This window comes from Exiguobacterium sp. K1, assembly GCF_033721435.1.
In the GTDB taxonomy this organism is placed as follows: Bacteria; Bacillota; Bacilli; order Exiguobacteriales; family Exiguobacteriaceae; genus Exiguobacterium_A; species Exiguobacterium_A artemiae.
On sequence record NZ_JAOTIT010000007.1, the window covers coordinates 81,506 to 95,796 of the forward strand.

Below are 14,291 nucleotides of genomic sequence, written 5' to 3' on the forward strand. Positions count from 1 at the left end.
GAATCGCCTTTTTGCTTATCATTGGTATAACGTTTCGTCAGTTCTTCAATTTCGCCTGATAAGCTTTTGAATAGCGGTCAGCGGCAATGATGGCATCCGCCACTTCATCCGCCGTTACATCAAAGCCGCTGTGGATCGTCTCCCCTTCTGCGGTCGCTGCGTTACCGACCTTTAAGATGTCTTCGCGTGAAGCATCTTTTAGTTTGACGTCTTCCAGTGTGACCGGCAGTCCAAGATCCATATAGAACGAAATGTACCGTTCGATTTCTTCCTGCGGGTGTTCTTCGAGCGCCAACTGGACGAGCGTCCCGAACGCGACTTTTTCCCCGTGTGTCAAATGGTGAATGTCTCCTTCAAGCGCCGTGAATCCGTTATGGATGGCATGTGCTGCCGCCAGTCCACCGCTTTCAAACCCAAGACCGCTGAGCAACGTATTGGCTTCAACGACAGCTTCAAGCGCCGGTGTGACGACCTTTGCCTGAACCGACTCATAAGCGAGACGTCCGTGCTCGAACAACACTTCTTCACAGCGTTTCGCAATCGCTTCCGCCGCAATCGTCGGCCGTCCTCCGGCCATCGTCGTGCCGCCGAAGGCAATGACACTCCGGACCTCGACCCATGTCGCCAATGCATCGGCAATCCCCGAGGCAAAGAAACGGGCCGGCGCTTCGGAAATCAATTTTGTATCGACCAAGACAAGATCCGGATTTTTGTTATAAAAACGGTAACTCTCAAAGATTCCTTCATCCGAATAGATGACGGACAGTGCACTTGTCGGCGCATCGGTCGAAGCGATCGTCGGTACGATGACGACCGGCAGATGGAACTCGTCCGAAACGGCTTTTGCCGTATCAAGCGTCTTCCCGCCCCCGACCCCCATGACGAATTTCACGCCGGCATCCTTTGCTTGTGCGGCAATCCGTTCGACCTCATGTTTTGAGGCTTCACCGCTGAAATCTGCTTTTTCAATTTTGATTCCTTCTGCTGAAAATGAAGCATGGACACGTTCCTCGACGATTTTCCAAACGACATCATCGGCGATGACTAGGGCCACGTCTCCAATCGGACTCACATATGTACCGAGCCGATCAATGACATTTTTCCCTTGGACATACTTCGCCGGACTAATGAAAACACGTTCTGACATGTTCAACATCCTTTCTTTCTTCAACGACAGTATCAACAATGGCTTACATTTTAAGCCATTCCTTTTCGGTCTGTTCGTTAAACGCAAAAAGCCGTTTCGATTCGAAATCGAAACGGCTTTTTTCCAGACCAACTGAATTTAAGCAACCCGTGACTGTTCCGTCCGGTATGCTTTTTTCCGACCGAACAATCCGCCGAGGACAGCCCCGATGATGGCCGGAACGACCCAACCGAGTCCGACGGAAAAGAACGGCAATATGTTTTCAAAGACACGCAAGACCGGTTCGACCGGTGCTTTCGCCACCTTCAGTCCGTCAAACAGACTGACGGCAAACGTCATCCACATCGCCCCTTGATAGACGGCCGGTTTTCCTTTAAAGACGTTGTGTAAGAACGTCAGGAAGATCAGACAGATCGCTAACGGATACAGTGTCAACAGAACCGGTTTGGAGATTGCGATCAACTGTGTCAGTCCGATATTGGCGACAAGGGCACTGAAGATCGACAGACCAATCGTCCATTTGACATACGAAATCCGCGGCAACAACAGTGAGAAGAACGACGCACAGGCAGTAATCAGTCCGACACTCGTTGTCAGACACGCAACCGTGATCATCAATCCAAGTAAAATCGAACCGTATGAGCCGAAGTAATAATCGGACACCGCCGACAGAATTTCCGCTCCGTTCGTCAATGGACCGATTTTTGAGATGCTCGATGCGCCCATGAAGGCAAGCGCTGAATACGTGACGGCCAGTAAACTTGCTGCAATCAAAGCGGCTTTCGAACAAATGACGAGCAATTGTTTTTTCGACGTGACCCCTTTTTCTTTAATCGCCGAAATGATGATGATTCCGAACACAAACGCCCCGAGTGCATCAAGCGTCAAATAGCCTTCCTGGAAGCCGTTAAAAAAGGCATTGTGCTGATATGTCGTCAAAGGATTCTGAAAACTTCCGATCGGTTTAATCACGGCGACGAGAATCAATAAGCCGATGAACGTGATCTTAATCGGTGTCAGGATTTTGCCGACGACATCGACGATTTTTGTCGGATTCAATGACAACAGACACGCGACCGTATAAAACAGAATCGAAAAAATCAGCAATGGTGTCGACGATGCCCCTTCTCCGAAGAAAGGTTTGATACCAATCTCGTACGAAACGGTTCCGGCACGCGGAATCGCAAAAAACGGACCGATTGCCAAGTACAGGATGATCGCAAAGACAAGACCAAAGATCGGATGGACCCGTGACGCCATCGCCCGTAAGTCCGGTTCACCGGAATAAGCAAATGCCAAGATGGCCAGCAACGGCAACCCGACGCCTGTGACCAGGAATCCGGCGTTGGCAATCCAGACGTTCTCACCTGCCATTTGTCCGAGCATCGGTGGAAAAATCAAATTTCCGGCCCCGAAAAACAAGGCAAACAGCATCATACCGATGACGACGATAAAGGATGTTGGAACTGTTTTAGACATAAGAAACCTCCACTATTAAATTACGACCTGATTCGTTGACTCGAGCAAAATCAGGTACTTCGTCCGAAAGGATAACATAGGTTTGTGACCTCGTGCTAGGAGTTTATCTGGTGAATATTCTGAAAATTTAGCTGAAAACGTTCTCGTATCCTTCAATAGCGAAATATTGCCATTTGGGGCTGTTCTTTTGTAATCGGTAACATAAGTTCATCTGACTAGGAGGAAATCATGAAACTTTTACCAATTACTTTACGTATGGATAATTATGGTTTTTTAGACAAAGGAGGAACCCGGATGAAACGACTTTTACTTGCCGCTACCTTGACCAGTCTGCTTGCAGGCTGTACCGATGCGCCGGAAGCTGAAAAGGCCGAACCGCAGAAATTGACCTTCAAACAAGATCATCAGACGATTCAAATCATTCCGCTGTACGATGCCTATCAGTCGTATGTCGATGCGACATTAAAAGAGCCGACCGAGAATGGGGCCCTGTTCGAGAAACATGTGTTGGCTGCGAAACACAAATGGATTGAAAAAGAAAAACTGACAGATACCTATACAGACCGACGTATTTTAGAAATTCCGACCGACAACGCAGAAGAACTGAACAAAACGATCGCTTACTTAAAAAAGCATCAGGATGCCATTCAGCAACAGATTAAAAAAAGTCTTCAGACTTCGATTGATGCACTGCCGAGAACAGAGAAGCTGACGGTCTTCGTCGCGCCTTATAATGTTCATAACGCAGCCGATATTCAACGTTTCGGCGGCGTTACCGGTTTTGCCTCCGGAACTGATCTGTTCACGCTCTACTTAGCAAAAGACTTCTCAAAAGATACACTCGCAAATGCCGTTGCTCATGAATACCACCATACCGTTGCTTTTGAACACAACACGCACGACTCGATATTCAACGGTATCATGTTAGAAGGTGAAGCGGACATGTTTGCTGCACAGGTCTATCCAAAAGGGAAATCGGAAGCGACCGAACCGTTGCTCGACCATACATTAGACAATCTGTTGAAACAGATCAACCACCATAACGTCGATGCGTACGAGTTGCGAAACGGTAATTATGACAAAGACATTCCGCCGCTTGCCCAGTATACGCTCGGTTATATGATCATGACGGACTTCCTTCAGAAAAATCCGGATCTTTCCGTCGCCAAGTGGACTGCGATGCCGACGACTGATATTTTGGAGAAGACCGGTTATGCGAAGAGGTTGACCATTCGTTAAACGGCATCCTGATACTCGAACGACAAAAAAACCACGAATCGCGTGTCTCTGAAGCAGACACGCGATTCGTGGTTTTGATTTTTAAGCCGAACACTCATTTAAAGGCAGGAATTGCCGTTTCATCATAATTGTCCTCGAGGAACTTTTTGACTTTCGGACTTGTCATCGCTTTCGCAAGCTTTTGAATCGCTTCCGAATCCTGATTGTCCTTCCGGGCAACGAGTGTGATGGCGAAGTCATTTTCGATCCCTTCCGTGACGAGCGCATCTTTCTTCGGCGTCAGACCGAGCGGTGAAGCATAGGCCGGCGTCATGATGACTGCATCGGCATCATCATACAGACGGGCGAGCATCAGTAAATCGACTTCCTTGAACTTAAAGTTACGTTTGTTTTCCGTGATGTCTTTCATCGTGTAGTACGGACCGGTTTTCTTTTTCAACTGAATCGCATCATGCTGAGCGAGCAGAGCAAGTGACCGGTCGATGTTTGAGACATCGTTTGCGATGGCAATGACGGCACCTTTCGGCAACTGGTCCATCTTTTTATAGTCTTTCGAATAAAGACCGTAGTTGGCAAAGTAGATTGGTTTGATCGGCACTAAATCAGCCTTGTTGTTGCGGTTGAATTCTTCCATGTACGGTACGTGCTGGAAGAAGTTCGCATCGACTTCCTTTGCAGCCAGGGCACTGTTCGGTTGCACGTTGTCACTGAGGACCACGACTTCCAGATTGATTCCCTCTTTTTTCAGTTCCGGTTTAACGAGGTCGAGAATTTCCGTCATCGGTTTGATCAATGACGCGACTTTTAACGTTTCCGTTTTTGGAGTCGAACTCTGTTCGTTTTTCTCATCCGCGTTTCCACATCCGGCCAGTGCCAGGACAGCAACGCTGAGAAGTGTCATGATTTTTTTCATTTTAAATTCCTACTTTCGGTTAACGTTTATCGAGCAAGCGTGCTGCGGTCGTTCCGGTAAATTGAATCAGTTGGACCAGGACGACCATGATTAAAATCATATAGAGCATTAATTCCGTCTGAAATTGTTGATAGCCGTACCGGACGGCAAAGTCGCCGATCCCCCCGCCCCCGACAACCCCCATAATCGTCGAATAGGAAATGAAGCTGACGATCGATGTCGTCAGTCCTAGGACAAGACCAGACCGGGCTTCAACGAATAAAAACTTCAGGACGACTTCTCGCGTCGAGGCGCCCATCGAAACGGCCGCCTCGATGACACCTTTTGGCACTTCAAGCAACGATTGTTCGACGAGCCGTGAGTAATGGGCAACGGCAATGACCGCCAACGGAACCGTCGCCGCCGCTGTTCCGATCGCCGTCCCGATAATGAACCGCGTAAACGGAATCAGGAAAACGACGAGCAATAAAAACGGAAACGACCGGATTGTATTGACGAATAAATTCAGAATCGAAAAGACGAACTGGTTCGACAGCAACTGTCCTTTACGTGACAGATAAAGCCAGGTTCCGAGCGGTAAACCGAGAAGAAGAGCCGCGAGAATCGAGATTCCGACCATCACGAACGTTTGTCCGATCGCCAGTCTGATTTCCGCCGCATATTCGAGCACGATGTCAGGCATGTGGATCCCTCCGCTCTGTCAACTGGGTCAGGAACCAGCCGGCATCACTTGTAATTTCCGTGATCCCCGCCGGTTCAGTCGCTACGGTCGCTTCAATCCGGCCGTCCGCCATAACCGTGACCCGGTTGCAGATGCTCTGAATCACGTTCATCTCATGGCTGACGAGGACAATCGTCACGCCGAGCGTCTGATTGATATTCTGCAACACACGCAGGATTTCTGACGTCTTACTCGGGTCAAGCGACGACGTCGGCTCGTCACATAACAGCACACGCGGCCGGTTGGCGAGTGCCCGGGCAATGGCGACACGCTGCTTCTGTCCTCCGCTCAGTTCGGCCGGATACTTGCCGGCGAACGAGGCCAGACCGACGAACCGGAGACACTCCTGAATCCGTTCCGTTCGCTCCCGCTTTTTGACACCAGCCAGTTCAAGTGAAACGGCAATGTTTTGTTCGACCGTCTTGTTCCCGACCAGATTAAAGTCCTGAAAAATCATGCCGATGTTTTGCCGGGTCTGCCGGAGCTGCCGGTTCGACAGATTCGTTAAATCCATTCCATCGAATTCAATCCGGCCGGTATCCGGTTGTTCCAGCAGATTCATCAGCCGGAGCAACGTCGATTTTCCGGCTCCGCTCGCTCCGATGATGCCATGCACTTCGCCCTGTTCAATCGAGAGGGCGACGGACTGGATAACCGGCTGTCTGGAAAAAGCTTTACTGACATTCTGTAATGAAATCATCTGACACCCTCCCTTACAACGTGTTCCATTTTACCGTAAGCCGTCTCTTTTTACCATATTTTGCGCTCTTTTTCTTTCCTGCGTCATTTCGCTAATGAAGTAAATCATTTAGATAATAAAAATGGAATCCCACCTGAACATAACGTCCAAAGGGGATTCCTTATTCCATCATTCAACAACCAGAATCATCCTTCAAATTTCTTGACGATCGTCGCGATCCCTTGACCGCCGCCGATGCAGAGGGTTGCGAGACCATAGCTTTCGCCGGTCCGTAACATCTCGTGAATCAACGTCACCATGATCCGTGTTCCGCTGGCGCCGATCGGATGACCGAGCGCAATCGCTCCACCGTTACGGTTTAGCTTCGCCGGATCAAACCGGAGTTCCGCGTCGACTGCAAGCGACTGGGCAGCAAACGCTTCGTTCGCTTCGATGACGTCCATTGCGTCAAGTTCGAGACCGGCTTTTTGTAATGCCTGTCCGACGGCTTTGACGGGACCGATTCCCATGATGCTCGGATCGACACCGGATGTTCCGTTGGCGACGATTTCAACGAGTGGTGTCAGTCCGAGTTCTTTTGCTTTACGGGCCGACATGACGACGACTGCTGCCGCTCCGTCATTGATTCCGGAGGCGTTGCCGGCTGTGACTGTCCCGCCCTTTTTGAAGGCCGGACGCAGGCGTGCGAGTGATTCTGCGGTCGTGCCGGCACGCGGAAACTCATCTTCCACAAACATAATTGGATCGCCTTTACGTTGCGGAATCTCAACCGGTGTGATTTCCGCCTGGAACCGGTCCGCTTCGATCGCCTGCTCCGCTTTTTGTTGACTCGTTGCTGCGAACTGATCCTGCGCTTCGCGGGAAATCGTGTACTGCTCGGCCAGGTTTTCCGCCGTAATCCCCATATGATAATCGTTAAAGGCGCATTCGAGACCGTCCTTGATGATTGTATCGACCAATGGCTGATCGCCCATGCGTAAGCCGGTCCGGGCTCCGCCCAAGAGATAAGGTGCCTGACTCATGTTTTCCATTCCGCCGGCGACGATGATGTCGGCTTCACCGGATTTAATGGCTTGGAAGGCAAGATGGATTGCCTTTAAACCGGAACCGCAGACTTTGTTGATCGTCATCGCCGGAACCGTTTCCGGCAGACCGGCGAAGAGACTTGCCTGACGTGCCGGATTTTGTCCGAGTCCCGCCTGCAGGACATTGCCCATGATGACTTCTTCAACGAGATGCGGCGCGACATTCGCTTGTTCGAGTGCCGCCTGAATGACCGTTGCCCCGAGTTTCGTTGCCGGGACATCTTTTAAACTGCCGTTAAAACTGCCGATTGCTGTCCGTGTCGCACTGACGATGACGACTTGTTCGCTCATCCTGATGTCCCCCTTATTGAATCGTATAACCGCCGTCCAGGACGTTTGCCTGACCGGTAATGCCTTTTGCTTTACGGCTCGCGAGGAATAACGCATAATCCGCGATTTCTTCGACCGCAAGCAACCGTTTTTGCGGTACAAGCGGATAGATGACGTCTTCGAGGACTTTTTCCAGTTCAACTTGGCGTGTCTTCGCAAGATCCGCCATCTGATTCCGGACAAGCGGTGTATCGACGTAACCCGGGCATAACGCATTGACGGTGATGCCGTGTTCCGCTCCTTCAAGTGCCGCGACTTTCGTCAAACCAAGCAGTCCGTGTTTCGCCGAATTATAGGCGGCTTTTCCGGCAAAGCCAATCAGTCCGTTAATCGATGCCATGTTGATGATCCGGCCGTACCCTTGCTCCTTCATCAGCGGAAACGCATGTTTGATCGCCATGAACGGAGCTGTCAGCATGATTTTGATCATCAGTTCAAACTTCTCCGTCGGAAATTCTTCGATGGGTGAAACATGTTGCAGACCGGCATTGTTGATTAAGACATCGAGTCGACCGTAATGCTCAACCGTTTTTGCGAAAACCGACTGGACCTGTGCTTCATCCGTGACGTTCAGCGTCAGTCCGATGACATCGTGTCCCGCTTCCTGCAATGACTTTGCTGCTGTTTCGGCTGCTTCCGTATTCACGTCCGTAATGACGACTTTTGCTCCTGCTTCAGCGAAGGCTTTTGAAATTTCAAGACCGATTCCGCTTCCTGCTCCCGTCACGAGGACGATATCTCCGTTAACCATCTGACTCACTCCCCTATGCTGATGCGTTCCAGTTCCGGACTGACGGTAAACTGTGCTTCCGTCACGTTGCGGATGTCTTCAACGGTCAATCCGTCGAGCGTCTCAATCAAGACCATCCCGGCTTCCGTGAAATCAAAGACGGCTTTATCCGTGATCAACCGGTTGACGACCCGGCTACCGGTCAACGGTAACGTGCACCGTGCCTTGACCTTCGACTCGCCGTACTTATTGACGTGCTCCATGATGATGACGACCCGCTTGGCGCCGTTGACGAGATCCATCGCCCCGCCCATCCCTTTGACCATCTTGCCGGGAATCATCCAGTTCGCGAGATCACCGTTTTCGGCGACTTCCATCCCGCCTAAAATCGCGAGATCGATGTGGCCGCCGCGGATCATTGCAAACGATTCGGCACTGTCGAAGTACGATGCGCCTTTTTGTGCGGTGACCGTCTCTTTGCCGGCATTGATTTCGTCGGCGTCGACTTCATGTTCGAGCGGATACGGTCCGATCCCGAGCAACCCGTTTTCCGATTGCAGCATGACGTGTACATCAGCCGGAATCGCATTGGCGATCAGTGTCGGAATCCCGATTCCAAGATTGACGTACATCCCGTCCTCGATTTCCTGCAGGGCACGGTTGATGATGATTTCTCTTGACGTTGCCATAGTAACTCCCCCTTATGCTTCCCGGACTGTCCGGCGTTCGATGCGTTTTTCGTAGTCTGTTCCGACGATGATGCGCTGGACGTAGACGGCCGGCGTATGGATTTCGTTCGGATCGAGTTCCCCGACTTCGACCAGTTCCTCGACTTCGACGATCGTCACTTTCCCGGCTGTCGCGACAAGCGGATTGAAGTTCCGGGATGTTTTCCGGAAAACGAGGTTCCCGAGTTTGTCCGCTTTCCAGGCTTTGACGAGGGCAAAGTCACCGACGATCCCTTCTTCAAGCAGATACGTCTTGCCGTCAAACTCTTTTTGTTCCTTGCCTTCCGCAATCGGTGTCCCGACGCCGGTTGGTGTGTAAAAACCGGGAATGCCTGCTCCGCCGGCCCGGATTCGTTCTGCCAGCGTCCCCTGCGGCACGAGATCGACTTCAATCTCACCGCTCAAGTACTGCTGCTCAAACGTCTTGTTTTCACCGACGTAGGAAGAGACCATCTTTTTAATCTGGCGGGATTGCAACAAGATGCCGAGCCCGAAATCGTCGACACCGCAGTTATTGCTGATGACCGTTAAATCCTTGACCCCTTGTTGCTGCAAGGCGGCAATCGATTTTTCCGGAATGCCGCATAAGCCGAACCCGCCGACGACGAGCGTTGCCCCGTCAAAAATGTCGGCTGTCGCTTCTGTAAATGAATCGTAGATTTTCCCTTGTTGCATCGTTCATTTCCCCCTTTTTTAAACCCCGTTGCTTAATAAAGACCTGTCAGATTGTACAATCCGATCATCAGGAAGACGGTGACCGTTTTTAACACAGTAATCATAAAGATGTCACGGTACGACTGACGGTGTGTCAAACCGGTGACTGCAAGCAAGGTGATGACCGCTCCGTTATGAGGTAACGTATCCATGCCGCCGGACGCCATCGAGATGACCCGGTGCATGACTTCCGGTGGAACGCCGCCTGAAGTGATCGCCTGTGTATATTTATCCGACATCGCACTGAGGGCGATTCCCATTCCGCCGGACGCGGATCCCGTCACACCGGCAAGTGCGGTCGTCGTGACCGCACCGTTGACGAGCGGATCGGTGAACGTCGACGAAATACCGTTTGAAACCGTCTTGAAGCCCGGTAAAGCGGCGATCACACCGCCGAATCCATACTCGGCCCCGGTATTCATGACAGCAAGTAACGCCCCGCCGATACTGAGGTTCAATCCGGCCTGGAAGTTCGTCCGGACTTTTTTAAAGTCATACAGCATTGCCGAGATGATGCCGATGATCAAGGCCATTTGAACGGACCAGATGGCAAGAACAGCCGGTGTCTCGATTTTACCGAATGCTTCGAGACCAATCGCAGCGAAATCAAAACCTTCCGGATACCAGTTCGGAATCGCCAGCGTGAAGTATTTGTTCATGACGGCGACTAAAATTAACGGAACAAACGCCAGGACTTGGCGGTAGACCGGCTGCTGCGCTGTCTCAAGTGTCATCTCCGGTTCATTTTTCAATTCCATTTGCGGAGCTGTACTGGCTGCCGTCGCTTCAAAACCGGCATACCCTTCCCCCGCTTGATGGGCTTTCCGTTTACGCGATTCGAGATAGAACATTCCAACCGTCAAAATAATCAAACCGCCGACCGATCCCATGATCGGTGCTGCGTAAATATCTGTTTTAAAGAACGTCGTGGGAATGACGTTTTGGATTTGCGGTGTACCCGGCAGAGCGTCCATCGTAAATGTAAAGGCACCGAGCGCAATCGTTCCCGGAATCAGACGTTTCGGGATATTCGCTTCCCGGAACAGATTGGCTGCGAACGGATAGACCGCGAAGACGACGACGAACAGGCTGACGCCGCTGTATGTCAAGATGGCTCCGAGCAGCACGATGGCGAGAATCGCCCGTTTCGCTCCGATCATCCGAATGATTGACTTCGCAATCGATTCGGCGATTCCTGACATCTCGACGACTTTCCCGAAGATGGCTCCGAGCAGGAATACTGGGAAGTAGGCCTTAATGAAGCCGACCATTTTTTCCATGAAGATATTCGAGAAGAACGGTAAGACCCAATCCGGGTTCGTCAACAGGACGGCGAACAAGGCACAGATCGGGGCGAACAGGATGACTGAAAAACCACGGTACGCTACGAACATTAATAAAGATAAGGCAAGAAGAATAATAATCAGTTCCATGGTGAATCTCCTTTAAGTTTTAGTAAGCGCTTTCAATTGCTTCTTCATCATTTAACAATTGAATCAACGAATGGTCAATCAAAAAACGCAAACCTATAAGTAGAGCTTATAGGTTCTATAAGTTCACATTATAGACACATTTTTACTTCTCATGACTTTTTGAGAAATCTTTTAGTCAGATGAAGGACTATTCGACGCCAGTAGCGTATTCTAACGGTAGAATGATTTGCAACACGAAAGCAAGGTGCGTAAATTTGAAAACCATTCTTTATGATCTTATCCATAACCTGACCCTATTGATGAGCGGCTTTTATTTGCTTGGGAAATTGTCGCCGCACCCGATTACCGTCGATTCCAAACGCTCGGTCCGTATTTTGTACGGAATCAGCTTGAGTCTCCTGTCCTGGTTGCTGATGCAGATGACTTTTGAACCGGTTCCCGGTATCCTGATCGATTTGCGGCACATTCCCGTTATCGTCGCTGCTTACTTCGCTGGTCCGTTGCCGACGATGATTGTGACCGTCGTCATCATCCTGTACCGTTTCAGCGTCAGTCTGAACAGTTCGGCATATGCCGCGGCACTGTTCATCCTCTTAATGGCTGCCGGAACGTCCCTTCTCGTCAAATGGTTACCAATCTACTCCAAGCGGACTTTTACGATCGTGACGATTTATGCGACTCTTCTGCACGGGCTCGTCTTGACGTACGTCTTAGCTGACACGGGACTGATTCTCGATATTCTCAGTGTCGTGTTGCCGGCCTCATTCATCAGCAGTTGGCTGGCGCTTGTCATCATCCGCGATATCCGGTTAACAAAACAGTCGATGCGGACCTGGCAGCAAACGGCACAGCGCGACTTCTTGACCGGCCTGCATAATTTCCGGGCTTTTACGGATCGGTTTGATGATTTGAAGCAGCAAATGATTTTACAACAGCATGAAGTGGCCTTGATTACGATCGACATCGATCACTTCAAGCATGTCAATGACACGTTCGGTCACGAAGCCGGCGACGAGGTCCTGCGACAATTCGCTTCCCGTTTGCGGGACGGTGTGACGGATGCCGGATACATCTCCCGCAACGGCGGCGAGGAATTTTCTGTTCTCGTCGAACAGCTGACGGTCCCGAAAGTCCTGGCGCTCGCTGAACAATTACGGGAACGGATTGCCACTTCGCCGTTTCAACTGCCGAACGGGACGCTGTTACCGTTGACCGCCTCATTTGGCGTCGCTCATTTTCCGCAATCCACACCCGAGATTCAGCAGCTGGTCACGGATGCGGACGTCGCCTTGTACCATTCCAAACAAAACGGACGGAATCAAGTAACGCTTTTTGTAAAGGAAATTGAAGTGGCGATTACCCATCCTGTCGATTAGGGATGGACGAATTCGGAAAAATCGGCTACGTTTGATGATGAGGAAGGTGATTCATCATGAAATTAACAAAAGGACCTTACATTATCATCGGTCTATTGCTTGGTCTGCTCTTCGGCTACATCGGCGATAACTTTTACCTGTATGTCTCTGCCGGGATTTTAGTCGGCGCGATGCTCGAAGGGTATGTCGCCTGGCAACAACGAAAAGAACGAAACAAATCCAATCATTCCTAAGGAGGAAATACGATGGACTTCAGTGAACTGTTTGTCTCGACCCTTGCGTATATCGGCGTCGCCACACTTTTGCTTGCAATCGGGGTTGTTCTGTTTGAAGTAACAACGAAATCAAAAGAGATGGAGCTGATTCGTCAAGGGAAAAAAGCGGCCGTCTACGCATTCGGCGGACGGATTCTCGGTCTTGCGATCGTTCTCTACTCGAGTATCACGAACTCGGTCAGCATTTTCGACATGGTATTATGGGGCGCACTCGCCATCGTCTTCCAAATCGTCCTGTTTTATTTGGCAGACTTGATCATTCCGCGGATCAGCATGACAAAAGAAATTGATGCTAATAACGAAGCTGTCGGTTTATTACTGCTGTTTCTGTCGATTTCAATTGGTCTGATCATCGCCGGTTCCCTTACATACTGAAAAAAAGCGCCAACAATCCGGATGTGGATTGTCGGCGCTTTTCATTTTTCCAGATCTTCCAGTTCTTTTTGCGAACGCGGATAGCCGTTTGCCTGCCACTCCGCCCGGTAAATCGAATCAAGTTTCGTCAATCCGACTTCATCCGGATCTTTGTCGGCATCAGGACTTGAGTCCTGGTCCAAGTGTGTCAGATACTCTTTTAACGGATCCACATTTCGTTTGTCCTTGTTTTTTAGTAACAGAAGTCCGGCTCCCGCCAAAACACTTGCTCCGAATACATATCGTTTTCGCAAACGCATCGGTTTTCCCTTCTTTCTCTAAAAACATACTCAGACAAGTCCGCCTCCATCCCGTAACTCAGGATGCGCAAGCCGTCTGACCTGTCCCTGCTCGACCGTCAGGACATGATCCGGCTGCCGTTCGAAATAACCGGTTTCGAGGACACCGGTCAAACTTTTCAGTTCCTTCGCAAAATGATGCAAGTCCTGAACCCGTTTGAGATCCACATCCAAAATCAGATGTCCGCCGTCCGTGATAAACGGTTTCCCGTCCTGTTCCCGCAATGTCGCGTCGACATGCTTGTCCTGTAAAAAACGTTCAACATACGGTTTCGCAAACCGATCGATTTCGACCGGTAAGGGGCCGGTCAGGTGATGAACGAACTTCGAAGCGTCCGCTAAGTAGAGCACTTCCCGGCTCATCAGCGCGACGACCTTTTCCCGAAACAAGGCGCCACCGCCACCTTTCAAAACGCGGAACTGCGGATCGATTTGATCGATTCCGTCGACGGTCAAGTCAATCCGGGTCGCCTCTTTAAGTGAGAGAAGCGGAATGTTCAACCGTTCGGCTTGTGCCGCCGTCTCGTCTGACGTCGCCACTCCTTGGACCTGTCCGCCTGCCTCGACCCACTTGCCGAGGACATCAATGAAGCTCCGGGTCGTCGAACCTGTGCCGAGACCGATAATCATCCCGTTTTTGACATGCTTGATGGCGGCTTCTGCCAGCATCGCCTTCTCCTGTTCATACATCCGCACCACTCCTTCGTT

The 14,291-nt window shown here is 50.5% G+C and carries 15 protein-coding genes and 2 pseudogenes; 4 read left to right on the forward strand and 13 right to left on the reverse strand.

Translation table 11 applies throughout. The annotated features are described in order from the left end of the window. Positions 1 to 37: 37 nt before the first annotated feature. Complete coding sequence (locus tag N7U64_RS13525; protein ID WP_318930145.1) at positions 38 to 1,147, reverse strand: glycerol dehydrogenase; 1,110 nt, start codon at positions 1,145 to 1,147, stop codon at positions 38 to 40. Positions 1,148 to 1,285: 138 nt separating this feature from the next. Continuing rightward, positions 1,286 to 2,626 carry a branched-chain amino acid transport system II carrier protein gene (brnQ, locus tag N7U64_RS13530; RefSeq protein WP_318930147.1) on the reverse strand — a complete coding sequence of 447 codons (1,341 nt, stop codon included), beginning with the start codon at positions 2,624 to 2,626 and terminating at the stop codon, positions 1,286 to 1,288. A gap of 294 nt (positions 2,627 to 2,920) precedes the next feature. On the opposite strand from brnQ, the gene N7U64_RS13535 reads away from it, so the two are divergent. Continuing rightward, positions 2,921 to 3,865: a DUF2268 domain-containing protein gene (locus N7U64_RS13535; protein ID WP_318930150.1), complete on the forward strand. Its 945-nt coding sequence runs from the start codon at positions 2,921 to 2,923 to the stop codon at positions 3,863 to 3,865. Between the two features lie 94 nt (positions 3,866 to 3,959). On the opposite strand, the gene N7U64_RS13540 is transcribed toward N7U64_RS13535, so the two are convergent. From N7U64_RS13540 to N7U64_RS15415, 9 genes and pseudogenes are all read right to left on the reverse strand, one after another. Continuing rightward, the gene (locus N7U64_RS13540; protein ID WP_318930151.1) at positions 3,960 to 4,778 is read right to left on the reverse strand and encodes a MetQ/NlpA family ABC transporter substrate-binding protein; all 819 of its coding nucleotides are present in this window, start codon (positions 4,776 to 4,778) and stop codon (positions 3,960 to 3,962) included. Between the two features lie 19 nt (positions 4,779 to 4,797). Next, positions 4,798 to 5,460 (reverse strand): methionine ABC transporter permease, encoded by a 663-nt coding sequence (locus tag N7U64_RS13545; RefSeq protein WP_318930153.1) that lies wholly within the window; start codon positions 5,458 to 5,460, stop codon positions 4,798 to 4,800. Further along, the gene (locus tag N7U64_RS13550) at positions 5,453 to 6,199 is read right to left on the reverse strand and encodes a methionine ABC transporter ATP-binding protein (protein WP_318930154.1); all 747 of its coding nucleotides are present in this window, start codon (positions 6,197 to 6,199) and stop codon (positions 5,453 to 5,455) included. Before N7U64_RS13550 ends, N7U64_RS13545 begins: the two co-directional genes overlap by 8 nt. A 185-nt stretch (positions 6,200 to 6,384) precedes the next feature. Further along, positions 6,385 to 7,575, reverse strand: a complete 1,191-nt coding sequence (locus N7U64_RS13555) for an acetyl-CoA C-acetyltransferase (protein WP_318930156.1) — start codon at positions 7,573 to 7,575, stop codon at positions 6,385 to 6,387. 13 nt (positions 7,576 to 7,588) lie between these two features. Beyond that, the gene (locus tag N7U64_RS13560; protein WP_318930158.1) at positions 7,589 to 8,365 is read right to left on the reverse strand and encodes a 3-hydroxybutyrate dehydrogenase; all 777 of its coding nucleotides are present in this window, start codon (positions 8,363 to 8,365) and stop codon (positions 7,589 to 7,591) included. Between the two features lie 5 nt (positions 8,366 to 8,370). Then, a complete protein-coding gene (locus tag N7U64_RS13565; protein WP_318930160.1) occupies positions 8,371 to 9,033 on the reverse strand; it encodes a 3-oxoacid CoA-transferase subunit B in 663 nt (220 codons plus the stop codon). A gap of 12 nt (positions 9,034 to 9,045) precedes the next feature. Next, positions 9,046 to 9,747, reverse strand: coding sequence for a CoA transferase subunit A (locus N7U64_RS13570; RefSeq protein WP_318930161.1), 702 nt, complete (start codon positions 9,745 to 9,747; stop codon positions 9,046 to 9,048). 32 nt (positions 9,748 to 9,779) lie between these two features. Beyond that, a pseudogene (locus tag N7U64_RS15410) lies at positions 9,780 to 10,487 on the reverse strand (GntP family permease); the annotation flags it as partial. Positions 10,488 to 10,573: 86 nt separating this feature from the next. Beyond that, positions 10,574 to 11,219 (reverse strand): annotated as a pseudogene (locus N7U64_RS15415) (GntP family permease); the annotation flags it as partial. Positions 11,220 to 11,473: 254 nt separating this feature from the next. Between N7U64_RS15415 and N7U64_RS13580 the strand changes: the two are divergent. From N7U64_RS13580 to N7U64_RS13590, 3 genes are read left to right on the forward strand one after another with little or no spacing between them, the layout of a single operon-like run. Next, a complete protein-coding gene (locus N7U64_RS13580; protein WP_318930165.1) occupies positions 11,474 to 12,595 on the forward strand; it encodes a diguanylate cyclase in 1,122 nt (373 codons plus the stop codon). 56 nt (positions 12,596 to 12,651) lie between these two features. Then, a complete protein-coding gene (locus N7U64_RS13585; RefSeq protein WP_290830598.1) occupies positions 12,652 to 12,828 on the forward strand; it encodes a hypothetical protein in 177 nt (58 codons plus the stop codon). Positions 12,829 to 12,840: 12 nt separating this feature from the next. Continuing rightward, entirely contained in the window at positions 12,841 to 13,245 is a 405-nt protein-coding gene (locus N7U64_RS13590) for a DUF350 domain-containing protein (protein ID WP_318930167.1), read from the forward strand. A gap of 41 nt (positions 13,246 to 13,286) precedes the next feature. On the opposite strand, the gene N7U64_RS13595 is transcribed toward N7U64_RS13590, so the two are convergent. Continuing rightward, positions 13,287 to 13,544 carry a hypothetical protein gene (locus tag N7U64_RS13595; RefSeq protein ID WP_318930168.1) on the reverse strand — a complete coding sequence of 86 codons (258 nt, stop codon included), beginning with the start codon at positions 13,542 to 13,544 and terminating at the stop codon, positions 13,287 to 13,289. 30 nt (positions 13,545 to 13,574) lie between these two features. Then, complete coding sequence (gene rpiA, locus N7U64_RS13600; protein ID WP_318930170.1) at positions 13,575 to 14,273, reverse strand: ribose-5-phosphate isomerase RpiA; 699 nt, start codon at positions 14,271 to 14,273, stop codon at positions 13,575 to 13,577. Between the last annotated feature and the right edge of the window lie 18 nt (positions 14,274 to 14,291).